General features: G+C 73.2%; 21 protein-coding genes and 1 pseudogene. 11 read left to right on the top strand and 11 right to left on the bottom strand.

Going from position 1 to position 22,107, the window contains the following annotated elements:
* Positions 1-77 precede the first annotated feature (77 nt).
* The 6 genes from ABZ497_RS26685 to ABZ497_RS26660 all read left to right on the top strand — a co-directional run bounded on the left by ABZ497_RS26685 (position 78) and on the right by ABZ497_RS26660 (position 8,421).
* Positions 78-1,376, top strand: a complete 1,299-nt coding sequence (locus ABZ497_RS26685) for an extracellular solute-binding protein (RefSeq protein WP_359808818.1) — start codon at positions 78-80, stop codon at positions 1,374-1,376.
* A gap of 7 nt (positions 1,377-1,383) precedes the next feature.
* Complete coding sequence (locus tag ABZ497_RS26680) at positions 1,384-2,343, top strand: sugar ABC transporter permease (protein ID WP_359808817.1); 960 nt, start codon at positions 1,384-1,386, stop codon at positions 2,341-2,343.
* 55 nt (positions 2,344-2,398) lie between these two features.
* Positions 2,399-3,211 (top strand): carbohydrate ABC transporter permease, encoded by an 813-nt coding sequence (locus tag ABZ497_RS26675; RefSeq protein ID WP_352286517.1) that lies wholly within the window; start codon positions 2,399-2,401, stop codon positions 3,209-3,211.
* Entirely contained in the window at positions 3,208-5,097 is a 1,890-nt protein-coding gene (locus ABZ497_RS26670) for a DUF5107 domain-containing protein (protein ID WP_359808815.1), read from the top strand. Before ABZ497_RS26675 ends, ABZ497_RS26670 begins: the two co-directional genes overlap by 4 nt.
* Before the next feature lie 126 nt (positions 5,098-5,223).
* On the top strand, positions 5,224-7,449 hold the full coding sequence (locus ABZ497_RS26665; protein WP_359808814.1) for an RICIN domain-containing protein: 2,226 nt from the start codon (positions 5,224-5,226) through the stop codon (positions 7,447-7,449).
* 126 nt (positions 7,450-7,575) lie between these two features.
* Positions 7,576-8,421, top strand: coding sequence for a DeoR/GlpR family DNA-binding transcription regulator (locus ABZ497_RS26660; RefSeq protein ID WP_359808812.1), 846 nt, complete (start codon positions 7,576-7,578; stop codon positions 8,419-8,421).
* A gap of 93 nt (positions 8,422-8,514) precedes the next feature.
* Here the strand turns inward: ABZ497_RS26660 and ABZ497_RS26655 are convergent, their stop codons facing one another.
* The 3 genes from ABZ497_RS26655 to ABZ497_RS26645 all read right to left on the bottom strand — a co-directional run bounded on the left by ABZ497_RS26655 (position 8,515) and on the right by ABZ497_RS26645 (position 11,526).
* A complete protein-coding gene (locus tag ABZ497_RS26655; protein WP_359808810.1) occupies positions 8,515-9,990 on the bottom strand; it encodes a hypothetical protein in 1,476 nt (491 codons plus the stop codon).
* A 247-nt stretch (positions 9,991-10,237) separates the two neighbouring features.
* Complete coding sequence (locus ABZ497_RS26650; RefSeq protein WP_329485527.1) at positions 10,238-10,666, bottom strand: nucleoside deaminase; 429 nt, start codon at positions 10,664-10,666, stop codon at positions 10,238-10,240.
* Complete coding sequence (locus ABZ497_RS26645) at positions 10,663-11,526, bottom strand: LLM class flavin-dependent oxidoreductase (protein ID WP_359808808.1); 864 nt, start codon at positions 11,524-11,526, stop codon at positions 10,663-10,665. The genes ABZ497_RS26650 and ABZ497_RS26645 overlap by 4 nt, the downstream gene beginning before the upstream one ends.
* Before the next feature lie 94 nt (positions 11,527-11,620).
* Between ABZ497_RS26645 and ABZ497_RS26640 the strand changes: the two genes are divergently transcribed.
* The gene (locus tag ABZ497_RS26640; protein ID WP_329485529.1) at positions 11,621-12,094 is read left to right on the top strand and encodes an Lrp/AsnC family transcriptional regulator; all 474 of its coding nucleotides are present in this window, start codon (positions 11,621-11,623) and stop codon (positions 12,092-12,094) included.
* Between the two features lie 76 nt (positions 12,095-12,170).
* On the opposite strand, the gene ABZ497_RS26635 is transcribed toward ABZ497_RS26640, so the two are convergent.
* Positions 12,171-12,407, bottom strand: a complete 237-nt coding sequence (locus ABZ497_RS26635) for a hypothetical protein (RefSeq protein WP_359808806.1) — start codon at positions 12,405-12,407, stop codon at positions 12,171-12,173.
* A gap of 297 nt (positions 12,408-12,704) precedes the next feature.
* On the opposite strand from ABZ497_RS26635, the gene ABZ497_RS26630 reads away from it, so the two are divergent.
* Positions 12,705-13,445: a hypothetical protein gene (locus ABZ497_RS26630; protein WP_359808804.1), complete on the top strand. Its 741-nt coding sequence runs from the start codon at positions 12,705-12,707 to the stop codon at positions 13,443-13,445.
* 37 nt (positions 13,446-13,482) lie between these two features.
* On the opposite strand, the pseudogene ABZ497_RS26625 reads toward ABZ497_RS26630, so the two are convergent.
* From ABZ497_RS26625 to ABZ497_RS26615, 3 genes and pseudogenes are all read right to left on the bottom strand, one after another.
* Positions 13,483-13,611: pseudogene (locus tag ABZ497_RS26625) on the bottom strand (histidine phosphatase family protein); the annotation flags it as partial.
* A gap of 83 nt (positions 13,612-13,694) precedes the next feature.
* A complete protein-coding gene (locus ABZ497_RS26620; RefSeq protein ID WP_359808803.1) occupies positions 13,695-14,261 on the bottom strand; it encodes a GNAT family protein in 567 nt (188 codons plus the stop codon).
* Positions 14,262-14,331: 70 nt separating this feature from the next.
* A complete protein-coding gene (locus ABZ497_RS26615; protein ID WP_329485537.1) occupies positions 14,332-14,865 on the bottom strand; it encodes a GNAT family N-acetyltransferase in 534 nt (177 codons plus the stop codon).
* A 360-nt stretch (positions 14,866-15,225) separates the two neighbouring features.
* On the opposite strand from ABZ497_RS26615, the gene ABZ497_RS26610 reads away from it, so the two are divergent.
* The 3 genes from ABZ497_RS26610 to ABZ497_RS26600 all read left to right on the top strand — a co-directional run bounded on the left by ABZ497_RS26610 (position 15,226) and on the right by ABZ497_RS26600 (position 18,451).
* Positions 15,226-16,137, top strand: a complete 912-nt coding sequence (locus ABZ497_RS26610; protein WP_359808801.1) for a squalene/phytoene synthase family protein — start codon at positions 15,226-15,228, stop codon at positions 16,135-16,137.
* Between the two features lie 131 nt (positions 16,138-16,268).
* Positions 16,269-17,072: a glycerophosphodiester phosphodiesterase gene (locus ABZ497_RS26605; protein ID WP_329485539.1), complete on the top strand. Its 804-nt coding sequence runs from the start codon at positions 16,269-16,271 to the stop codon at positions 17,070-17,072.
* A complete protein-coding gene (locus ABZ497_RS26600) occupies positions 17,069-18,451 on the top strand; it encodes an MFS transporter (RefSeq protein WP_359808799.1) in 1,383 nt (460 codons plus the stop codon). Before ABZ497_RS26605 ends, ABZ497_RS26600 begins: the two co-directional genes overlap by 4 nt.
* 55 nt (positions 18,452-18,506) lie before the next feature.
* On the opposite strand, the gene ABZ497_RS26595 is transcribed toward ABZ497_RS26600, so the two are convergent.
* The 4 genes from ABZ497_RS26595 to ABZ497_RS26580 form a co-directional block, all read right to left on the bottom strand.
* Entirely contained in the window at positions 18,507-19,238 is a 732-nt protein-coding gene (locus tag ABZ497_RS26595) for a heparin lyase I family protein (protein WP_359808797.1), read from the bottom strand.
* Positions 19,239-19,446: 208 nt separating this feature from the next.
* Positions 19,447-20,856 (bottom strand): solute carrier family 23 protein, encoded by a 1,410-nt coding sequence (locus ABZ497_RS26590; RefSeq protein WP_359808795.1) that lies wholly within the window; start codon positions 20,854-20,856, stop codon positions 19,447-19,449.
* 140 nt (positions 20,857-20,996) lie between these two features.
* Positions 20,997-21,686, bottom strand: coding sequence for an SUMF1/EgtB/PvdO family nonheme iron enzyme (locus ABZ497_RS26585; RefSeq protein WP_359808793.1), 690 nt, complete (start codon positions 21,684-21,686; stop codon positions 20,997-20,999).
* Between the two features lie 79 nt (positions 21,687-21,765).
* Positions 21,766-22,107 (bottom strand): pyridoxamine 5'-phosphate oxidase family protein (locus ABZ497_RS26580; RefSeq protein ID WP_359808791.1); only part of this gene is annotated, 342 nt, incomplete at its 5' end.

Here is a 22,107-nt window from a genome sequence, read left to right as displayed (position 1 = left end):
CCGAACTAACAAGCCCGAGGGTGCGGCCTTCCCCCCAGGCCCCCTCCACCGCTTGTCCCCTGGAGAGGAATCACACGATGGGCAGAACCTCGACCACCACCCGGGTCCTCGGCACCGCCACCGTGGCGGTGCTGGCCCTGACCGCCACCGCCTGCGGCAGCGGCTCCGAGAGCACGGCCGGCGGCTCGTCCGGCAGCTTCGCCTACTGGTCGATGTGGCGGGCCGACGAGGCCCAGGCCAAGGTGATCAAGGCGGCGATCGACCAGTTCCAGACCGACACCGGCATCAAGGTCGACATCACCTGGGCCGGACGCGACGTCAAGAAGAAGATCGGCCCGGCGATCGCCACCAACCAGGCCCCCGACCTGTGGGACCAGGGCGCCGACGGCGTCTACGGGGCGACCGCCCAGGCCGGCCAGGCGCTCGACCTGTCCGACGTCCTCGGCATGGAGGTGCCCGGCGAGGGCAGGAAGGTGTCCGACGTCGTCCCCGCGAAGTACCTGGACGCCCTGCCCAAGGACCCGGACGGCAGGAACCACTACGTGATCCCGTACGAGATCTCCTCGGGCGCCCTCTTCTACAACACGGCCGACCCCGACCTCGCCGCCGCCATGCCGAGCCCGCCGGCGAGCTGGGCCGACTTCCTCAAGGTCTGCGACGCGCTCAAGGCCAGGGGCCGGGCCTGTCTGGCCTCCGACGGTGAACTCGCTTGGGAGAACGGCCTGATCCTGGACTACCTGCTGTCCGCCGGCGGGGTCGGCTTCAGCGCGCTGAGCTCCGACCCGTCCGGCGCGAGCTGGGACGCCCCGGCCGTGCTCACCGCCGCCAGGCAGACCGAGCAACTGGTGAAGGGCGGCCACCTGATCAGCGGCTACGACGCCACCAAGTTCCCCGCCCAGGAGACCAACTGGGCCGCCGGCAAGGCCGCGTTCTACCCGGACGGCAGCTGGGTCACCGACGAGGTGGCCAAGCAGCTCCCCGCGGACTGGAAGATGGGCGCGATGCTGCCGCCCGGCGCCGTCAACGCGGACTCGATGATGTTCGGCTTCGCGATACCGAAGAAGGCCGAGCACTCCGCCGCGGCCAAGAGGTTCATCGCCTACTTCCTGCAGAAGAAGACCCTCGCCGGGATCTCCACCGAGGCCGGGAACATCACGCCGCGCTCCGACATCCCCGCCCCGGCCGCGCTCACCGACATCCAGAAGGCGCTGGACGCCGCGCCCGTCCGCCTCACCTACGACGGCGTGGCCGGCGACTACCCCACCAAGGTCTTCAACCAGAACTTCCTCGACCTCTGGCACGGCAAGACCTCCGCCGAGCAGTTCGTCGCGAAGATGAAGTCCGACCAGGCCTCCTTCTGGAAGAGCCAGGGCTGAGGCGACGATGGCCACCGCACTCCAGGACCCGCCCGCCGTGCGCGGCGGCGGGCGCGCGCAGCCGGTGAACGCCGGCACCTCACCGCTGGAACGCCAGCACCGGCGCATCTTCTGGCCGTTCGTCGGTCCCGCGCTGCTCGTCTACGGCGTGCTGTTCCTGGTCCCGATCGGCTACGCCGCCTGGACCAGCCTCTACAAGTGGGACGGCATGGGCGCCAAGCACTGGCGCGGCCTGCGGAACTACCGGATCCTCTTCGAGGACGCGGCGTTCCGGACCTCCCTGGTCAACACGTTGGAGATCCTCTTCGTCGGCGGCGCGATCACCTTCGCGATCAGCCTGGCGCTCACCCTGGTCCTGCGCGAGATGCGGGCCCGGCTGTTCGCCCGCTCGGTGCTCTTCTTCCCGTGCCTGGTGAACGCGATGGTGTTCGGCATCGCGGCCGGCTTCCTGTTCTCCCCCGACGGGCCGGTCAACACCGTGCTGCACTGGCTCGGCACCGCGACCCCGCCCAAGTGGCTCGCCACCGACAACCTCTTCCCGATGATCGTCGCCACCCTGGTCTGGACGGCCACCGGCTACTACACCGCGATCATCATGGCGGCGGTCGACCAGATCCCCGAATACCTCTACGAGGCGGCCGAGTTGGACGGCGCCAGCGCCTTCCGCCGGTTCCGGCACATCACCCTGCCGCTCGCCTGGGACGTGATCTCGGTCTGCGCCGTGCTCTGGACGGTCAGCTCGGTGAAGATCTTCGAACTGATCCTGATGTACGGCGGCAGCAACTCCAGCCAGCCCCCGGTCGACACCTGGAACACCGCGATGTACGTCTACGCCGAGGCGTTCCCGCAGACCTCGGCGCCGCAGCTCGGCATGGCCACCGCCGCCGCCCTGGTCAGCCTGGTGATGGTCGGGGTGATCACGCTGGCGCTGCGCCGGCTGATGCGCCGCGCCGCCGTCGAATACTGACCCCCTCAGAAAGGCAACTCCCGTGCGTACCAAGCACAGAGCCGCGGGGCCTGCGATGCGGATCGCCAGAGGCGTGGTGTGGGTCGTCGTCGCCGTCGACCTGCTGCTCATCCTGTGGGTCTTCCTGACCTCGCTGCGCGGCAGCACCGACATCTTCGCCCACCCCTTCGGCCTGCCCACCGACCCGCACCCGGACAACTACGGGCGCGCGCTGGACGACGGCGGCTTCGGCCGGGCCGCGCTCAACAGCGTGCTCGTCGCCGCGCTCTCCTCGGTGGCGGCCGTCGCCCTGGCCGCACCCGCCGCCTACATGCTGGCGCGGCGCCGCACCCGCACCTCCTCGGCGCTGACCATGACCTTCGCCATGGGACTCGGCGTCCCCGGGCAGGTCCTGGTCGTGCCGCTCTTCATCGGCCTGGCCCAGGTGAACCTGACGGACAGCCTGCTCGGCCTCGGCCTGGTCTACGTGGGCCTGGCGATGCCGTTCACCGTCTACCTGCTGACCGGCTTCTTCAGCGGGGTCCCGGCCGTCCTGGAGGAGGCCGCCACCCTCGACGGGGCCGGGCCGCTGCGGACCTTCCTCCAGGTGATCGTCCCGGTCGCCCGGGGCGGACTCATCACCGCCTTCCTGCTCCAGGTCATCGGGGCCTGGAACGAGACCCTCTTCGCCCTGGTGCTCAACCACGGCGAGGACAAGATCACGCTGCCGGTCGCGCTGGCGAACTTCGTCGCCACCGAGCAGCTCAACGGAATGGACTGGGGGACCATGTTCGCCGGCGTCTGCCTCATCCTCGCACCGATGCTCGCCCTCTTCTCCTGGCTGGGCACCCGGATCATCCAGGGCATGACGGTGGGGATCGGCAAATGACCTCCACCCTGCGCACCGGCCTGCTGCGGATCGAGGGCGCGGCCGACCCGGCCGCCGGCTGCCTCCCGATCCTGCGCGGACTGCCCGCCCGCACCGCCGACGACGCCGGGGCCACCGACCCCGAGATGCGCCGCAACCTCGGCTACGGCCGCCCGCACACCCTGCTGCCCTACACCCGGCAGGACCGCTACGACCGCTCCCGCACCACGCGTGAACTGCCCACCGTCGTCCTGGAGAACGAGCACCTCACCGCCACCTTCCTGCCCGGCTACGGCGGCCGGCTCTGGTCCCTGGTGCACCGCCCCTCCGGCCGCGAACTGCTGCACCGCAACCCCGTCCTGCAGCCCGCCAACCTCGCCCTGCGGGACGCCTGGATCGCCGGCGGGGTGGAGTGGAACCTCGGCACCACCGGGCACTGGCCGCTCACCTGCGAGCCGCTGCACGCCGTCCGGACCACCACCGCGGACGGCACGCCGGTGCTGCGGATGTACGAGTTCGAACGGCTGCGGCGGCTGGTGCTGCAGATCGACGCCTGGCTGCCGGCCGGCTCGCCGGTGCTGTACGTCCACGTCTCCGTCCAGAACCCGAACGACGCCGAGGTCCCGGTCTACTGGTGGTCCAACATCGCCGTCCCCGAGACCGGGCAAACCAGGGTGGTCGGCCCCGCCGACCACGCCTTCCACTTCGACTACACCGCCGACCTGCGGCACGTCCCGTTCCCCGCGTACGACGGGGCTGACCGCAGCTACCCCGGCCGGCTGCCCCGCGCGGCGGACTACTTCCTGGACATCCCGGACGCCGAGCGCCGGTGGATCACCGCCCTGGACGGCACCGGCGCCGGCCTGGTGCAGGCCTCCACCGACCGGCTGCGCGGCCGCAAGCTCTTCCACTGGGGCACCGCCACCGGCGGCGCGCACTGGCAGGAGTGGCTCTCCGGTCCCGACGCGCCCTACCTGGAGATCCAGGCCGGCCTGGCCAGGACCCAGCTGGAGCACCTGCCGATGCCGGCCGGCGAGAGCTGGTCCTGGGTCGAGGCCTACGGGCTGCTGGAAGTCGACCCGGCCGCCGCGCACGGCGACTGGGGGACGGCCCGCTCGGCCGCCGCGGCCGCGCTGGCCGCCCTCGTCCCGCCCGGCCGCCTGGAGGACGCGCTGTCCCGGGTGGCGGAGTTCGGCGAACCGACGGAACTGCTCGGCGAGGGGTCCGGCTGGGGAGCGCTGGAGATCGCGGCCGGCGCCGTGCCCGCCTCGGCCGCCCGGCCGTTCGGTGACGCGCGGGCCGAACAGCGGCCGTGGGCCGAGCTGCTGGCCACCGGCCGGCTGCCGCTCTGCGACCCGCCGGCCGCCCCGGTCACCGGAGGCCACTGGCGCGAACGGCTGGAGGCCGCCGAGCCGGACTGGCACGTGCTCCACCAGCTCGCTCTCGTGTACCTGTCCGAGGGCGAGGACGACGCCGCCCGCACCGCCTGGAAGCGCTCCGTCGCCGAACGGCCGACCCCGTGGGCGCTGCGCGCCCTGGCGTTCCTCACCGACTCCCCCGAGGAGTCGGCCGACCTGCTGGCCCAGGCGGTCCGGCTGCGCCCGGACCTCCTGGAGCTCACCGTCGAGTTCCTCGACGCCCTGGCCGCGGCCGGCCGCCACCGGCAGGCCCTGGCCGTCGTCGAGGGCCTGACCGGGAGCGCCCGCCGGCACGGCCGGATCCGCCTCGCCGAGGCGAGGGCGGCGCACGCCCTGGGCGACCAGGACCGGGTGCGCCGGCTGCTCGCCGAGGGCATCCAGGTCGACAACATGCGCGAGGGCGAGGACTCACTGGACACCCTCTGGCTCGCCGTCCACCCCGGGACGCCGGTCCCGCCGGTCTACGACTTCCGGATGTCGCAGACCTGACCCCCCGACCTCCGCCCCGCCCCGGCGGGGCGGAGCCGCGGCGGCCCTCCCACCGTGGCCGCCGCGGCCGCGGACCGACCCCGGGTCCGCGCACCGCAGTACGCCCCCACCCCCGAAGGAGTGCTCGTGCCATCCCTTCCCAGAACCCTCGTGGCCACCCTCACGGCCGCCACCCTCACCCTGGCCGGCGGCGCCCTCGCGGCCCCACCCGCGTCGGCGGCCCCCGCCGTCACCGGCTACACCGTCAGCGTCGGCTCCACCGGCCGCTACCCCACCCCGACCGACACCACGGCGGCCCCGTACACCGACAAGGACGGCACCTTCTACTTCCAGCAGTCCGCGGCGCTGTACGGGGCCACCGACCCGCGTGAGTGGGAGTTCTTCACCGGCGCGGACTTCGACTCCGCCACCAGGTCCGCCGCGATCAGCGACGCGGTGAACCCCGCCAACCCGCAGGACGCGAACAACAACACGACCTGGCGCTGCAACAACAGCCCCACCGGCCGGGAGTCGAGCTTCGCGCCGAGCGGCTCCGGCTACGCCCAGAAGAACTACTGCGACCTCACCGGGGTCTGGGTCGACCCGGACACCGGGGACTGGTACGGCCTGGTGCACAACGAGTTCACCCCGCAGCCCTTCGGGGACGGCCTGCACTTCGACGCGATCGACTACACGGTCTCGACCGACCAGGGCCGGACGTGGACCATCAGGAACCACGTCATCACCTCGCCGTACAGCACCGTACGCGGTGACACCGCCGCCTTCCCGAACCAGACCTACGACTACGGCGACGGTGACCCGCGGCTCTTCGTGGACACCGCCTCCGGCTACTTCTACGTCTACTACGGCTCGCGGATCGTCGACAAGGGCGGCAGCTGGAAGGCGTTCTACGAACACGTCGCCCGGGCGCCGATGTCCGCCAAGATGGCGCCCGGCTCCTGGCAGAAGTGGTACGACGGCGCGTGGTCGCAGCCCGGCGTCGGCGGCCGGGAGAGCAACATGGTCCCGGTCGACGCGGCCGGCAGCACGGGGTACACCCCCGTCGCCAAGGAGTACGACCCGGCGAACACCGGCACCGCGGCCCAGCAGATCGCCGCCGGGAAGATGCCGCCGACCTCGCCGCTCTTCGTCATGGACATCACCTACAACGCCTACCTCGGCCTGTACATCGGTGAGCCCCAGGCGGTCAACCAGGACGGCACCTCACCGCAGTACCTCTACGCGACCGACGACCTCGCGACCCAGAAGTGGTTCCCGATCGGCGACACCGGCAGTTACCACACCGCCTCGTGGTACCGCTGGTTCGTCGACAGCGCGAACCGGACGAACTCGACGATCGTCGGCAAGAACTTCCGTGCCTACTGCGCGTTCGGCTGCTCGGCGGGCGCCTCCGGCGAGTACGTCAACCTCGGCATCACCTCCTCGTCCCCCGCGCCCGCGCCCGTCGACCCGGCCAAGACCTACCGGATCGCCAACGGGACCGGCCGGGTGCTCGCCCAGGTCTCCGGCAGCCAGGCGACCACCTCGACGGCCGCCGCCGGCGGATCGGGCCTGGAGTCGTGGAGCTTCGCCCCCACCGGCGACGGCGCCTACCGGGTCGTCAACTCCGCCACCGGCGGCCTGCTGGGCGTCGGCTCCACCGGCAAGGCCGACCGCGCCTGGGGGACGGCGCCGACCGTCACCGCGGCCGGACCGGGCGGGCCCGCCGTCGGCCAGCAGTGGTTCGTCATCCCCGGCAAGACCGCCGCGGGCGCGTCGACCGGCGCCTTCCGGCTGGTCAACCGCTACAGCGGACTGGTGCTCGGCATGACGTCCGCCGCCGGCGCGCTGACCGGCACCACGCCCACCCGCAGCTGGACCGACACCACCGGCAACCCCGTCGGCGGCGGCGCCACCGCGGCCGACCAGGTGCTGACCCTGACCGCCACCGGTGACACCGGCGGCTCACTCGACGGGATCCACACGCTCACCACCGGAGGCAAGGCGCTCGACGTCCCCGACCACTCCAAGACCCAGGGCACCCAGCTCGTCACCTGGACCGCCAACGGCGGCACCAACCAGAGCTGGACCTTCGCCCGGCAGTCCGACGGCAGCTACCGGCTCACCAACCGCGAGTCCGCGCTCTGCCTGGACGACAGCGGCGGCTCCACCGCGGCCGGCAACCCGATCATCCAGTGGGCCTGCACGGGCGCGACCAACCAGCGCTGGATCCTCACCCCGGTGAGCGGCGGCTACACCGTCGCCTCGAAGGCGAGCGGCCTGCTCCTCACCACCGCCGGCACCGCCAACGGCGCCCTGGTGACCCAGCAGCCGGACACCGGGTCGACCCGGCAGATCTGGTCCGTCAACTAGGCCTGGTCCGCCGGGGCTCCGGCCCCGCGGGCGGCAGCCTGCGGGGCCGGAGCCGGACCGGCGTCCGCACACCGGCGAGGACGACGGCGGTGCCCACCGCCACGCGTGCACCAGGAGGCCCACGACATGATTCAGGACACCCGGCCACCGGCGACCCTCCTGGCGGAACAGCGCCGCCGGCTGATCCACACCAGTGTGCGGGAGCACGGCACCGCCGTCACCGACCAGCTCGCCCACGAGTTCGGCGTCTCCGCCGCCACCGTCCGGCGTGACCTGTGCGCGCTCGCCGAGCAGGGCCTGCTGCACCGGACCCGCGGTGGAGCCGTCCGCTCCGAGGCCGCCCGGGGCGGGGGCGGACGCCGGGTTCCGCCGGACACCGGGCCGCTGCCGAACCTCGACGTGATCGCCCGGGCCGCCGCCGCGCTGGTCCGGCCGGGCGACGTCGTCGGCCTCGGCGCCGGCCCGGCGACCTACGCCGTCGCCCGGCACCTGACCGCCGTGGACCACCTGGCGGTCGTCACCAACTCCCTCCGGATCGCCCGGGTCTTCACCCACCCCGCCGGTCCGCCCGGGGTGGCCCCGACCGCCGCCGTCACGCTCACCGGCGGCCTCCGGACGGCCTCCGGCGCCCTGGTGGGCCCGATCGCCGACCAGGCCGTCCGCTCGACCCGGCTGGACCTGCTCCTCCTCGACTGCCGCGGGATCACCCGCCGGGGCGACCTGACCCTCGCCGACCTCACCGAGGCGGCCACCCAGCGGGCCTTCCTGCACGCCGCCCGCCGGGTGGTGCTCGTCGCCGACCGCTCCAGGTGGAGCAGCGGCGGGCTGGCCGTCTTCGGCACCCTGGACCAGGTCGACGTCCTGGTCACCGGCACCGATCTGCCCGCCGCCCAGCGGGCGGCCGCCGCCAGACGGGTGGGCACGCTGCTCGTGGTCGACGCCGCCGGAGGGGCGTCCGCCGTCCGGCGCTGAGCGGAAGGCACCGGGGCGCGGAACGCGGGGCACGGGCCCGGCTCCCCCCTCGGGAGCCGGGCCGGCGCCGCCGGGTCGGGGCGGTCGGGACACTCAGGCGACGAGCTTGATCACCGCCTCGGCCGCGGCCTTGCCCGCCGCGGAGACGATCGCCTTCACCAGGTCGCCCAGGGCTCCCGTGACGCCGGCCGCGAGGGTGTCGGTGCCGTCCAGGGTGGCCTTGAAGGTGCCGTTGAGGATGCCGTCCCACTTGGCGGTGATCTGCGGGTTGTTGCCGACGAAGGTGAAGTCGTCGTTGCGGTCCGGGGTGCCGAAGGGCAGTCCGGCGACGGTCCCCTCGGTGTGGCCGGAGTGCTGGAAGGTGAACACCGTGCCGTCCGGCGTCATGACGGCGGCCGAGATGGTGTAGTCGATGTTGTCGAAGCCGCTGTCGTGGGCGTGCGTGGTGAACGAGTAGAACCCGTCCTGCCGCATCACGACGTGCGCCGAGCCTCCGACGGCGATGTCGGTCGTGACGTCCTGGTCGAAGTTCTTGCTCGACGTGTCGTACCAGAAGTGGTCCCGGACGGAGGCGTCGCCGCCGACGAACCACAGCTCCATGCTCCCGGGGATCCGCGAGACGGCCGCGACCCCGCTGGTGATCGAGGCGCTGCCGGCCGGGGCCGGCTCGAAGCCCTGCCAGGTGGCTCCCTCGTACCAGTACCGGTCCTGCACCGAGCCGTTGGCGCCGACGAACCACACCTCCATGCTCCCGGGGATCCGCGAGACCGCCGCGATGCCGGTGTGGGTGGAGGCGCTGCCGGGGCCCGAGAGCTCGAAGCCCTGCCAGGCGGCGCCCTCGTACCAGTACCGGTCCTGCACCGACCCGTTGGCGCCGACGAAGAAGACCTCCATGCTCCCGGGGATCCGCGACACCGCCGCGACGCCGCCGGTGGGGGCGGCGCTGCCGGGGCCCGACAGCTCGAAGCCCTGCCAAGCGGCGCCCTCGTACCAGTACCGGTCCTGCACCGACCCGTTGGCGCCGACGAAGAAGACCTCCATGCTGCCCGGGATCCGCGACACCGCCGCGATCCCGCCGGTGGGGGCGGCGCTGCCGGGGCCCGACAGCTCGAAGCCCTGCCAGGCCGCGCCCTCGTACCAGTACCGGTCCTGGACGGAGCCGTTGGCGCCGACGAAGAAGACCTCCATGCTGCCCGGGATCCGCGACACCGCCGCGATCCCGCCGGTGGGGGCGGCGCTGCCGGGGCCCGACAGCTCGAAGCCCTGCCAGGCCGCGCCCTCGTACCAGTACCGGTCCTGCACCGACCCGTTGGCGCCGACGAAGAAGACCTCCATGCTCCCGGGGATCCGGGAGACGGCCGCGATGCCGCCGTTGACGGAGGCGCTGCCGGCCGGCGCCAGCTCGTAGCGCCGCCACGGCGACCCGTCGTACCAGTACGCGCCCTGGACCGAGCCGTCCTGGGCGACCCACCAGAGCTCCATGCTCCCGGGGATCCGGGAGACCGCGGCGACCCTGCTCGACACCGACGCGCTGCCGGCCGAGGAGAGCGTGAATTGGTTCCAACTCATCTGGGACCTCCCGTAGTTCGCTGAAGAAGCGACGGACCGGAAGGCTCCCGGCCCGCTCCGCGCGGGGCGCTCTCCGGTCTCCCGGGCCGAGCACCCCACCGCGTGCTCCCACGGTAGGAATCCGCCGGGGCGAGGGCATGAGGCCGTGGTCCTGCCTGTGTCCCGGGACCAGTGCACCACCCGGGCCCGCACCGCCCTGGGACACCGGCCCGGGCCCACCAGGGCCGCCGGGCCGCGGTCCTGACGGTCAGTGGTAGTAGCCCGCGACCACCGCCCGCACCTCGTCGTACAGGGCCGGGCCCTCCTGCGGGACGGGCGGCCGGCCGCTGCCCGGCCGGATGCCCAGGAGCTGATCGTTCGACAGGGCGAACACGACCCGCCGCAGCCCCGCCTGCTGGACGGCCGCCTCGCACATGGAACACGGCTGGCAGCTGGTGTACATCGTGGTCGCCGCCGCCGTGGCCGCGTCCAACTCCCGTGCGGCCCAGCGTGCCAGCTTCAGTTCGGGGTGCGCGGTGATGTCCCGCTCGGTGCGGGTCGTGTTCCGCTCCTCCGCGAGCACCGCGCCGTCCGGGCCGGCCAGCAGCGATCCGAACGGCGGGTTGCCGCTCGCGCGGGCCTCGGCCGCGAGCGCGATCGCCCGCCGGAGGAGGGTGTGGTCGTCGGGGACGGTCATGACTGCTCCGTAGGGGTGAGAGGGGGCTGGATGTGCGCGGCTACGGTGGCGAGTGCCTGCCAGGCCGCCTGCGGACGGCGGGTCTCGCGCGGGTCGCCGTGGTAGGGGTCGAGGACGACGGTGTCGGCGCCCAGCAGCCGGAGCCGGTCGAGGTCGGCCATGACCTGTTCGATCGTGCCCTCGCCGGCGAGCCGCTCCGGTCCGGTGACCGGCTCCGCGGTGAGCCGGAGCGCGATCCGGGGGGCGAAGTCGGGGACGGGGCGCCGCTCTTCGGCGGCGAGCTCCCCCAGCCAGGCCACGGATCCGCGCAGCATCGGCAGGGTGCAGCGCAGCGGGTGCCAGGCGTCCGCGAACCGCACCGCGCGGCGCAGGCCCGCCTCGCTGTTGCCGCCGACCCAGAGCGGGATGCGCGCGGTCCCGTAGGAGGCGGTGTCCGCCCAGGCCGCCCTGAGGTCCGCCAGGTGGGCGTCGGTCAGCCGCCCCCGCCGCTCGAACGGGACCCCGAGGGCCGCGAACTCCTGCCGGGCCCAGCCCACCCCCACGCCGAGGACCAGCCGGCCGCCGCTCAGCTCGTTCAGGTTGGCCGCCATCCGGGCGACGAGCAGCGGGTGCCGGTACGGGGCGATGAGGACGGTCGTGCCGAGCCGGACCCGGCCGGTGACACCGGCCAGCCAGGACAGCGTGGTGAACGGCTCGTAGAAGGGGGCGGGGTAGCGCTCGGCGACATCGGGCGTGATGGCCACGTGGTCCGAGACCATCAGCAGGTCGAAGCCCAGGTCTTCCACCGTCCGGGCCCAGTCGCGCAGGACTCCCGGGTCGGTGCCCGGGCCGAAGTTGGGGACGTTGATTCCGATCTTCACACCGCACAGGCTAGCCAGGCCGGACCGGCCGTCAGAAGGGATTCCTGCCTGTTCAGGGGAGCTCCGGCCGTGGATTCACCGGTAATCTGAGCGGATGACCGAGACTCTCGACGCGACGGACTGGGCCATCCTGACCGAGCTCCAGCAGGACGGCCGGCTGCCCTTCACGGAGCTGGCCCGCCGGGTGAACCTGAGCGCGTCGGCGACGACGGAACGGGTCCGGCGACTGGAGACGGCCGGGGTGATCACCGGCTACCGCGCCGAGGTGGACCTGGAGCGGACGGGGCATCCGGTGCTGGCGGTCGTCCGGCTGAAGTACCCGGGGCCGGGGACGCGGCACGAGCCGCTGCGCCGGCTGGTCGGCGAGCGTCCGGAGATCCTGGAGTGCCTGCGCACCACCGGGGACGACTGCTACGTCCTGAAGGTGGCGACCACGTCGATGGGCCATCTGGAAGAGGTCGTGGACGCGCTGGCCCAGCTGGGAAGCACGACCACCAACCTCGTCCTGAGCCGGACGCTGCCGTTTCGCGGCCCGCGCGTACCGCGCGCGGACGGCGGGCCGCTCTGAGTGGTCACGGCCGAGGGGACGCGGTGGGCGGCGCCGGGCACCGTCCACCGCGCCCGCGGGGCTCGGGTGGCACGGGTCAGGGCTCGTAGCGCCCGCTGTCGTAGCGGGGGCTGTCGTTCTGCCGGACGGCGGGCGAGGAGGCGTAGCTGCCGTAGGCGGTGAGGGCGACCTCGCCGAGCCCGCCGGTGGAGCCGTCGAGGTTCCACACCGCGATCGCGACGGTGTCCGTCCCGTGGGGGTCGAGGATGCCGTTCGGGACCGGGCAGCTGCCGCCCGCGACGGCACCGGCACCGGCGCATCGCTCGAATGTCATCATCTGATGGATTACCGAAGGATGACTGATCGTCACATACAAGGTCAATCGGGCATCTTGGGCAGTCGTACGGGATGGCCGATGCACCGTCAACGACGCCGACACGGTGGCTCGCCCGACCGGACCAGCAGCACCGGGCGGGCGGCGCCCGTAGCAGTCCGGTGACACGGAATGATCCATTCCGTCGACTGTTCGTACTACCTTCGATCACGCACAGCACCGCCGCAGCCCGGCCCCCACCAGGGAGGGGGCGGACAACGTGCCCGTCCTCACCCTTACTTGCACGGGAGAACCCGCATGTCCCTCAAGACGACCCGCCGCGCGTCCGCCGTCCGCTCGCTGGCCGGCACGGTCCTGACCACCGCCGTGCTGGTGTCCGCCGCGACGGCCTGCTCCTCCTCCCCCGGTACCGCCGCCGGCACCGCCGCGCCGACCACTGCCGCGACGGGGGCGCCCGGCGCGACCGGGACGCCCGCACCGACCGGTACCCCCGGCTCGACCGGCACCGCCGCGCCGAGCACCGCACCGAGCACCGCGCCCGGCACCGCGCCCGGCACCGCGAAGCCGACCGCCACGCCCACCGCGCGCCCGACCACCCCGTCGGCCGTACCGCCCAAGGCGACGTCGCCCGGCCACACCCAGACCCTGGTGGACGGCAGCACCGCCGAGATCCAGGACCTAGGCAACCAGAACTACCGCGCCAAGATCGTCAGCCGCGGCTCGGTCCTGGCCACGCTGGAGACGAACAACAGCGACACCGGGCTGGACGCCAACGACATGTTCGTCGTGCTCTCGATGGACGGCCAGGTCCACTCCTGGATGGGCGGCGCGCAGCAGGGGCCGGGCACCTTCAAGCTCGCGGGCGGCTGGACGGCGAAGGTCACCAAGGTCGGCGAGCTGCACTACCGCGCGCAGATCCTCGGCATGGGGAACGAGGAGGTCGGCACCCTGGAGGCCAACCAGCAGGACGACGGCGCCGTCGCCAACGGCGTGTACATCGTGCTCAGCACCGGCGGCCGGATCAGCGCCCACATGTGAGCCGCGCCCCGGGCCGGCCCGCCGTCGGCGCCCGGCCCTACCCGAGGTCCCGGCCGCAGCGCAGGTTCCACCGCCCCGCGCGCCCGGACAGTTCGGTGACCGACAGCGGACGGACGTCGAGCCGCCAGAAGACCGCCGGGGGCAGGCCGGGCGCGTGCACCCCCGAGCCGCCCTCGCGTTCGCATTCGATGGCAATGCGCCCATCTCACCACTGAGTTGACGCTCCGACGGCTTCAGCCGGGGGGCCGGTCATGACCGCGGGCGGGTGAGGTCCGGTTCGTCGTCCCACCGCACCGGTGTGGCGGTGCCCGCGAGCCAGTCACGGCGCAGGACGGCGTACCCGACGCTGTCGTGAGCCGGGCCGTCGCCCGCGGGCCAGGCCTCCCGGTAGTGCGCCTCCTTGACGTAGCCGCAGCGCAGGAACGTGCGACGCATGGCCAGGTTGTCCCGGCGGGTGGTTCCCTCGACACGGTTCACCTGCGGGAACTCGTCGAACAGATAGCGCGTCAGCCAGTCCAGTGCCCGGCTGCCGAGACCCTGACCGCGGTGCGGTGCGGCGAGCCTCAGGTCGAACACCGGGGTCTCGTCGCCCAGGTCCTCCAGGCGGATCAGGCCGACGTCCCGGCCGTCGGCGGTGATCCAGAACGTCCGGGTCCGCGGACCGTCGAACAGGCCGTCCGCCACCCACCGGCGAGCCTGGTCGGCGTGGACCCGGGCGGTGCTGTGGAACGGCCACTCGTGGCCGCCGAGGAAGGCGACCAGCGCGTCCGTCTCGGCGGGCCGGTCGGGCAGGGAACGTCGGTAGGTGATCTCCACCGGGGCACCCTACGCGCGGGAGGCGCGGGGCTCCCAAGTGTTATTCGACGGTACAGCGGCCCGTCCGGCCTCACCGGCGGCCGGACTCCGGTCCGACAGCCGGGCGGGCGGTCAGCACGCGGGTGGTGCTGCCGTCGTCCTCCTGGATGTCCCGGACGTGTGCGAAGCCGATCCTGGTCAGCAGGGTCAGCGAGGCGCTGTTCGGCGCGGCCACCGTGGCGTGCACCTCGGGCAGCCCGAGGGTGCCGAAGCCGTGGCCCACGAGGGCCCGGGCCAACTCCGTACCCAGGCCGGACCCCCACGCCGCCGGAGCCAGCGCGTAGACGATCTCGTGGCCCCCGACCGCGTCGGTCGGCTTGATCTCGGCGTGCCCGATCAACGCGCCGTCCCGGCGGACGGCCCAGACGTCGAAGAGGTCCTGCGCGTAGACCTTGGTGAAGATCCGCCCGAACAGGGCCCGGTCCTCCTCCTCGGAGGCGGGGCCGTCGCCCATCCACCGCGACACCCGCGCGTCCTGGAACAGGGCCACGAAGGCCTCCTCGTCCTCGGGGACGTAGCGGTCGAGGAGCAGCCGCTCGGTGCGCAGGATCGGGGTCTGCCTCATGGACGGCGACGCTACCCACCGGACGCCGCACCCGACAAACCACTTTCCCGGGCAGGTGAACCGGTCGGCGGGTCGGGCCGTAGGCCGTGCTGACCCTGCCTTCCCCCGGGGCGGACCCAGCGCCGTGGACCACGCGGTCTGACGGGCCCTCCGGGGCCTCCGGGGCTTCCAGGCGGTCAGAACGGGGCCGGCATTCGGCGTGATGGGCTCACCAGGATCTTGCGTCCCCGTCCGGCCTCGAAGCCGGCGGCTTCGGCGCACCCCGGCTTCCGCGCCGTAGCGAGCCGCTCCCTGCCGCGGGCCCCGGGTGCCGGAACCCTCTAGGCTCGGCGGGTCGGCGATCAAGGAAGAGGGCGACACGTGGGCGGCTGGGACAGGGCACTGGACGCGGCCGGGGTGACCGACCCCGGGCTGCGCGAGGACTACGGCCGACAGCGCCGGCAGGTGACGCGGTACAAGCCGGAGGCCGTCCTGGCCGCCCGACTCCTGCTGCCCGCCCGGCTCGTGCCGCACGTCATCGCGGCCACCGCCTACATGCACCGCACCGACACCCTGCTCGACAGCGGCCCGCTGGACGGCCGGAAGGCGGCGTACGCGCGCTGGGAACGGGAGGTCGCCGACAGCCTCGCCGCCGGCCGGACCGACGACCCCGAGCTGCGGCCGCTGCTGAACACCGTCGCCGCGCACCCCGCCCTGCGCGACCGCGCGCTGGAGCACCTCGCCGGAGCCGTCGCCGACCTCGACTTCACCGGCTTCGCCACCGAGGCCGACTACCAGCGCTACCTGGACGCCTACTCGTTGCCCGCGTTCATGGTCGTCGCCACCCTGCTCGGCCCGGACGGTGACCAGACCGCCTACCGCCGCGCCTGCCGCACCTTCATCGACGCCGGCCAGCGGCTGGACTTCGTCAGCGACCTCGCCGAGGACCTCGCCGACGGCCGTCTGACGATCCCCGAGCTGACCCTGGCCCGGCACGGGGTGACCCGCGCCGATCTGGAGCGGGGCGAGAACCTCCCGGCCGTCCGGGCGCTGGTCACCGAACAGCTCGACCTGGTCGACCGCGCCCTCGCCGAGGGCCCCGCCCTGGTCGCCCTCGTCCCGCCCGCCCACCGGCCGATGGTCCGCTGCATGATCGGCCTGGACGAACTGACCAGCGCCGCCGCCCGCGCCGACGTCCCAGCCCTGCTGCGCCGTTCGGCCGCACCGCCCAGGCCCGCCGCCCTCCGCCTGCTCGGCCGCGAGTACCTCCGGGCCCGCCGGGTGCGCGGCTGAGCGATACCGGCCTGCCCACCACGCCAGCGGGCATTACTGCTTGACAGGGTGCGTAATACTGTAACGCGCACGGGCCCGAGCGCCGGCGGCGCCGGACCGACGGGCCCCTCCCAGCGAGCTCGGAGCACGACATGCACCCCTTCCTCGACCAGCCGGGGCCGCTGGCCTTCGCACACCGGGGCGGTGACCTCGGCCGTCCGGAGAACTCGCTCGCGGCCTTCGAGGCCGCCGTGGCCCTCGGGTACCGCTACCTCGAAACGGATGTGCACGCCACCGCCGACGGCGTCCTGGTGGCCTTCCACGACTCCCGCCTGGACCGCGTCACCGACCGCACCGGCGCGGTGGCCGACCTGCCCTGGGAGACCGTCAGGCAGGCCCGGATCGGCGGCACCGAACCGGTACCGCTGCTGGAGGACCTGCTCGGCGCGTTCCCGGAGGCCCGCTTCAACGTCGACGTCAAGGCGATGCCGGCCGTCGGACCGCTGGTCGGAGCGGTCCGCCGGACGAACTCCTGGGACCGGGTCTGCGTCGGCGGCTTCTCCGACAGCCGCCTCTCGGCCGTCCGCGCCGCCGCCGGCCCCCGGCTGGCCACCTCGCTCGGCCCCCGCGAGGTGGCCCGGCTGCGGCTGCGCTCGCTGGCCGGGCCGCTGCTGCGGGGCCCCGGGGCGCCGTTCGCCGGGGTGTGCGCGCAGGTGCCGGAGCGGCACCGGGGCGTGCCGGTCGTCGACCGCGCCTTCGTCCGCGCCGCCCACCGGCTCGGCCTGCCGGTGCACGTCTGGACGGTGGACGACCCCACACGGATCGGGGCTCTCCTCGACCTCGGGGTGGATGGCATCATGGCCGATCGCATCGACGTCCTGCGGGACGTCCTCGGCGAGCGCGGCTGCTGGACCGACGGCAGCACCGGCTCCAGCACGGTGACAGGAGCCTCATGAGCACCACGGCCCACCTTCCGGACCGCCAGGCGGTCACCACCGACGACCGGGCCCTGCGCCGGATGCAGTTCGGCTGGTACATCAACGACTGGGCGAACGCCGCCTTCTCGGCCACCGTCCTGACGGTGTTCCTCGGGCCGTACCTGACCTCGGTGGCCAAGAACGCCGCCGACGCGGCCGGCGACGTGCACCCGCTCGGCCTCTCGATCCGCGCCGGATCGTTCTTCCCCTACACGGTCTCCTTCTCCGTGCTGATCTCGGTGGCGGCGATGCTGCTGACCGGGACGGTCGCGGACCGCACCGGGCGGCACAAGGAGCTGATGTGCGGCGCCGCCTACGTCGGCGCGGTCGCCACGATGGGGATGTTCTTCCTCGACGGCGACCGCTACCTGCTCGGCGGCGCGCTGCTGGTGGTCGCCAACATCGCGTACGCGGTGTCGGTCGCGCTCTCCTACGCCTACCTGCCGGCCCTGGCCACCCCCGACGAACGCGACACCGTCTCCTCCAAGGGCTGGGCGTACGGGTACGCCGGCGGCGGCCTGCTGCTGGTCGCCAACCTCGCGCTGTTCGAGGGCCACGACGCGCTCGGCCTGTCCTCCGGCACCGCCGTGCGGATCTGCCTGGCCTCGGCCGGCCTGTGGTGGGCGCTGTTCACCATCGTCCCGATGCTGCGGCTGCCGTCCCGGGCCGGCGCGGCGCCCGAGCGCGCCGCGGCCGCACCCGACGACCGGCCCACCGCCGGGAGCCTGCGCGAACTCGCCCGCACGCTGCGCGGCATGCGCGAGCACCCGCTCACCCTGCTCTACCTGGGCGCCTTCCTCTGCTACAACGACGGCATCCAGACCGTCGTCTCCCAGGCCTCGCTCTACGGCAGCGAGGAGCTCGGCATGGACCAGACCTCATTGGTCGCCGCCGTGCTCCTGGTCCAGATCGTCGCGATCGGCGGCGCGCTGCTGCTCGGCCGGATCGCCCGCCGGTACGGTGCCAAGCGGACCGTCCTCGGCTCGCTGGTCGGCTGGGTGGTCACCCTCGCCCTCGGATACGTCATGCCCGCCCACCAGCCCGCCTGGTTCTTCGTCCTGGCGTGCATGATCGGCCTGGTGCTCGGCGGCAGCCAGGCACTCTCCCGCTCGCTGTTCTCCCACCTCATACCGGCGGGCCGGGAGGCGGAGTACTTCAGCCTCTACAAGGTCAGCGACCGCGGCACCAGCTGGATGGGCCCGCTGGTCTTCGGCCTCGCCTACCAGATCACCGGCAGCTACCGCTCGGCGATCATCTCGCTGCTGGTGTTCTTCGTGATCGGCTTCGCCCTGCTGACGAAGGTCCCGCTCCGCCGCGCCATCGAGGCGGTCGGCAACCCCGTCCCCGAGCGGCTGTGACGGTCCGGGCCCGGGCGGCAGGCCTGCTGCCGCCCGGGTCCGGACCACCGGGTCCTCACGAACCCACGGTGGCCGCCTCCAGCGTGGTCGCCATGACCGGGCTGGTGAAGGTGTTCGTGGCGTCCCCCGAGGACGGGTGGTAGGAGCCCCACTTCAGGTAGTTGCGGGTGCCGTCCCAGGTGGTGCCCTTGAAGGTGCCCGAGCCGGTGGTGAACGTCTGCTTCACGCCGTCGAACCAGAAGTCGATGGTGCCGTCGGTGCGGCCGAGACGGATCTTCAGCGCGTAGGAGTGCCACTGGTCGTTGGTGGTCGGCGCGGTCCACAGCTGGTGCGCGACGTGCTTGGTGTCCCACTCCTGGAGGCGGATCCGTCCGGTCGTCGCGTCGATCTCGATCGGGTGGTTCGCGGTGCCGGTGCTCGGCGAGCACTTCAGCTGGAAGACGTACCGGCTGTTCGCGTCCTTGATGTCCACCTTGGACGACCAGCCGAGGTAGAAGGTGTCCCCCTCCTTCAGGTCGGGGCCGAGCGTCTCGCAGCGCTCCTCGCCCGCGGCCTGGAAGGCCCGCCACACACTGCCCTTCGCCGCGTCCTTGACGACGCCGAAGTTGCCCGCCGCGCACTGGACTCCGGTGAACGAGGACGGGCCCTTGGCGGTGCTCGGGGTCCAGAGGACCTTGCCCGCCGCGGCGGCCGGGCTGCTGGCGGCGGCCGAGCCGCAGGAGAGCGCGAGCACGGTGAGGGCCGCGGCGCCGACGGCGGTCTTGCGGTGCTGGGACAGAAGGGACATGCCTCTCCCGGGTGGATGAGTGGCGGAGAACGGAGGCCGTCCGGCCGTGGGGGCGGCCCGGACGCATGGAGCGATCCGACCATCTGACCACCTGACGGAGCGTTGTCCAAGCGGTCCGGCCGGTCGTGGCCCTTTCGGGCAGGTCCGCCGCCTGCCGGGGCCACTGCGGCGCGCCCGTCCGCGCGGGCGCGCCGCAGTGGCCGGCCCGCTACCGGGTGTGCGGCAGAGCCCCGCCCCCATCCCCGGCGCCCGCGTCGTAGGACGAGGTGCCCTCGTCCAGCAGCGGCTCCTGGGTCTTCAGGTGTGCGGGGGCCAGCGCCCGCAGCACGTGGTAGCCGGTGATGACGACCAGGGTGCCCAGCGCGATGCCGCTCAGGCTGAAGGTGTCGGTGAACTTCATGGTGACGTTGCCGATGCCGATGATGATGCCCGCGGCGGCCGGCACCAGGTTCAGCGGATTGCGCAGGTCCACCCCCGCGTTGGTCCAGATCTGCGCGCCGAGCAGCCCGATCATGCCGTACAGGATGACGGTGATGCCGCCGAGCACCCCACCGGGGATCGCGGCCACCACGGCGCCGAACTTCGGGCAGATGCCGAACAGCAGCGCGAAGCCGGCCGCGGCCCAGTAGGCGGCGGTGGAGTAGACGCGGGTGGCGGCCATGACGCCGATGTTCTCCGAGTACGTGGTGTTCGGCGGGCCGCCGAGCACGGTGGAGAGCATCGAGCCGACGCCGTCCGCGGAGATCGCGGTACCCAGCTTGTCGTCCAGGTTCCGGCCGGTCATCTCGCCCACCGCCTTGACGTGCCCCGCGTTCTCCGCGACCAGCGCGATCACCACGGGCAGCGCCACCAGGATCGCCGACCACTGGAAGGTCGGGCCGTGGAAGTCGGGCAGGCCGACCCAGTCCGCCCGGCCGACGCCAGAGAGGTCCAGGCGCCAGTGGTCCGTCAGGTGCCCGCTCGCGTCCGCCGAGTGGATCCGCCCGAAGACCCGGTCGAACAGCCAGGAGATCCCGTACCCGAAGACCAGCCCGAGGAAGATCGCCACGCGCGACCAGAACCCGCGCAGGCAGACCACGGCCAGCCCGGTGAACAGCATCACCAGCAGCGCCGTCCACTGGTCCTGGGGCCAGTACGTCGAGGCGGTGACGGGCGCGAGGTTGAAGCCGATCAGCATGACGACGGCGCCGGTGACGATCGGCGGCATCGCGGCGTGGATGATCCGCGCCCCGAACCGCTGGACGGCGAGGCCCACCAGGAACAGCGCCCCGCCCACCACGAACACCGCGCCGGTGACCGTCGCGCTGGTACCGCCCTGCGCCCTGATCACCGCGGCCACGCCGACGAAGGACAGCGAGCAGCCGAGGTAGCTGGGCACCCGACCGCGGGTCGCCAGCAGGAAGATGACGGTCGAGACGCCCGACATCATGATCGCCAGATTGGGGTCGAGCCCCATCAGCACGGGGGCCACGAAGCTCGCACCGAACATGGCCACCACGTGCTGGGCGCCGAGCCCCGCCGTCCGGGGCCAGGAGAGCCGTTCGTCCGGAGCGACGACCGCTCCCGGTGCGGGCGTACGCCCGTCACCGTGCAGCTTCCAGCGCACGCCGAGATCCATGTGGGGGGTTCGCTTTCTCTGTACTTCCGGGGGATTGTCGCCACCATTGTCCCGGCCACCGCCCGCCCCGGCCGTCACCGCCCCTCCCCCGACCTGCGTCCCCGGCCCCGCGGCCGGCCCCCGGCGGCGTCACCGGGCGGTCAGCGCAGCACCGAGCGCGCGATCCGGAACCCTACGTCGTCGACCCGGAAGGTCGGGTGGCTGCGGCGTCGCACGGAGGCCCGGCAGCTCCAGTGCTCGTCGAACCAGCCGCCGCCGCGCAGCACCCGGTAGGTGCCGTAGACCTCGGCGTCGTAGACGTCCCAGCACCACTCCCAGACGTTGCCGAGCATGTCGTGGAAGCCCCACGGATTGGGCCGCCTGCCGCCCACCTCCCGGATCCGCTCGTCCGAGTTCCCCCGGTACCAGGCGACTTCGTCGAGCGGGCCGTACCGCGGCCCGGTGGTGCCGGCGCGGCAGGCGTATTCCCACTCGGCCTCGGTCGGCAGCCGGTACCCGTTTGCGGCGGCGTCCCACTCGACGTCCTCGCCGTCGGCCCGGAAGCCGTCGGCCCGCAACCGGTAGACCGGGGCGTACCCGTCGCGCCGCGACAGCGCGTTGCAGAACCGGACGGCGTCCCCCCAGGAGACGCTCTCGACGGGTAACCCGGCCCCCTGGGCGGCGCTCGGACGCAGCCCGGTGACCTCGGTGTAGAGCGCCTGGGTGACCGGGTGGGGCGTGAGCAGGTAGGGCGCGAGCCCGACCTCCCAGCTACGCCGTGTCCGCCGGTCCGACAGGACGGCCCGGCCCGGGGGGACGGCGATCATCTCGGGCTCTGTACGGGTTCCCATGGGCCGAGGACGCTACCGCAGCCGCCCGGACCGGGCACGACCGGATCGCCTCCCGGTCGGTGGCAGCGGCGTGGCGGCCCTATCCGGAGGTGATCCGGCGGCCGTTGGTCTCGTCCGGGCGGACGCGCACCCACAGGTCGCGGCCGCCGCCGGCCCAGGGGGTGCTCCCCGGCAGCTCCTTGAGCCGGGCGATCTCGTCGGGGTCCTCGACGTACTGGGCCCGGCCGAGGATCAGCACGCTCCAGCCCCGGCTGAGGCTCTCGTCGATGTGGTCCACCTGGAACGAGACGGGCGAGCCGTCGGCCGGGGCCGAAGTGCCGTGCGCCGACGTGTGGTAGACGATCGTGCGGGCGTCCACGGTGTAGTTGACCGGGAAGACCGCCGGCGCCGGCCGGGTGGGCAGGCCGATCCGGCCGATGCC

The organism is Kitasatospora sp. NPDC005751, from assembly GCF_040630835.1.
Lineage (GTDB): Bacteria > Actinomycetota > Actinomycetes > Streptomycetales > Streptomycetaceae > Kitasatospora.
This window is presented reverse-complemented; position numbering and strand designations above follow the sequence as displayed.

What these genes read in the sequence shown, in the direction of transcription:
- ABZ497_RS26650 (WP_329485527.1), bottom strand. Translation starts at nt 10,666, where the DNA reads ATGACCGTCCCCGACGACCACACCCTCCTCCGGCGGGCGATCGCGCTC.
- ABZ497_RS26675 (WP_352286517.1), top strand. Translation starts at nt 2,399, where the DNA reads ATGCGGATCGCCAGAGGCGTGGTGTGGGTCGTCGTCGCCGTCGACCTG.
- ABZ497_RS26680 (WP_359808817.1), top strand. Translation starts at nt 1,384, where the DNA reads ATGGCCACCGCACTCCAGGACCCGCCCGCCGTGCGCGGCGGCGGGCGC.
- ABZ497_RS26640 (WP_329485529.1), top strand. Translation starts at nt 11,621, where the DNA reads ATGACCGAGACTCTCGACGCGACGGACTGGGCCATCCTGACCGAGCTC.
- ABZ497_RS26585 (WP_359808793.1), bottom strand. Translation starts at nt 21,686, where the DNA reads ATGGGAACCCGTACAGAGCCCGAGATGATCGCCGTCCCCCCGGGCCGG.
- ABZ497_RS26670 (WP_359808815.1), top strand. Translation starts at nt 3,208, where the DNA reads ATGACCTCCACCCTGCGCACCGGCCTGCTGCGGATCGAGGGCGCGGCC.
- ABZ497_RS26635 (WP_359808806.1), bottom strand. Translation starts at nt 12,407, where the DNA reads ATGACATTCGAGCGATGCGCCGGTGCCGGTGCCGTCGCGGGCGGCAGC.
- ABZ497_RS26630 (WP_359808804.1), top strand. Translation starts at nt 12,705, where the DNA reads ATGTCCCTCAAGACGACCCGCCGCGCGTCCGCCGTCCGCTCGCTGGCC.
- ABZ497_RS26615 (WP_329485537.1), bottom strand. Translation starts at nt 14,865, where the DNA reads ATGAGGCAGACCCCGATCCTGCGCACCGAGCGGCTGCTCCTCGACCGC.
- ABZ497_RS26685 (WP_359808818.1), top strand. Translation starts at nt 78, where the DNA reads ATGGGCAGAACCTCGACCACCACCCGGGTCCTCGGCACCGCCACCGTG.
- ABZ497_RS26655 (WP_359808810.1), bottom strand. Translation starts at nt 9,990, where the DNA reads ATGAGTTGGAACCAATTCACGCTCTCCTCGGCCGGCAGCGCGTCGGTG.
- ABZ497_RS26605 (WP_329485539.1), top strand. Translation starts at nt 16,269, where the DNA reads ATGCACCCCTTCCTCGACCAGCCGGGGCCGCTGGCCTTCGCACACCGG.
- ABZ497_RS26660 (WP_359808812.1), top strand. Translation starts at nt 7,576, where the DNA reads ATGATTCAGGACACCCGGCCACCGGCGACCCTCCTGGCGGAACAGCGC.
- ABZ497_RS26595 (WP_359808797.1), bottom strand. Translation starts at nt 19,238, where the DNA reads ATGTCCCTTCTGTCCCAGCACCGCAAGACCGCCGTCGGCGCCGCGGCC.
- ABZ497_RS26590 (WP_359808795.1), bottom strand. Translation starts at nt 20,856, where the DNA reads ATGGATCTCGGCGTGCGCTGGAAGCTGCACGGTGACGGGCGTACGCCC.
- ABZ497_RS26600 (WP_359808799.1), top strand. Translation starts at nt 17,069, where the DNA reads ATGAGCACCACGGCCCACCTTCCGGACCGCCAGGCGGTCACCACCGAC.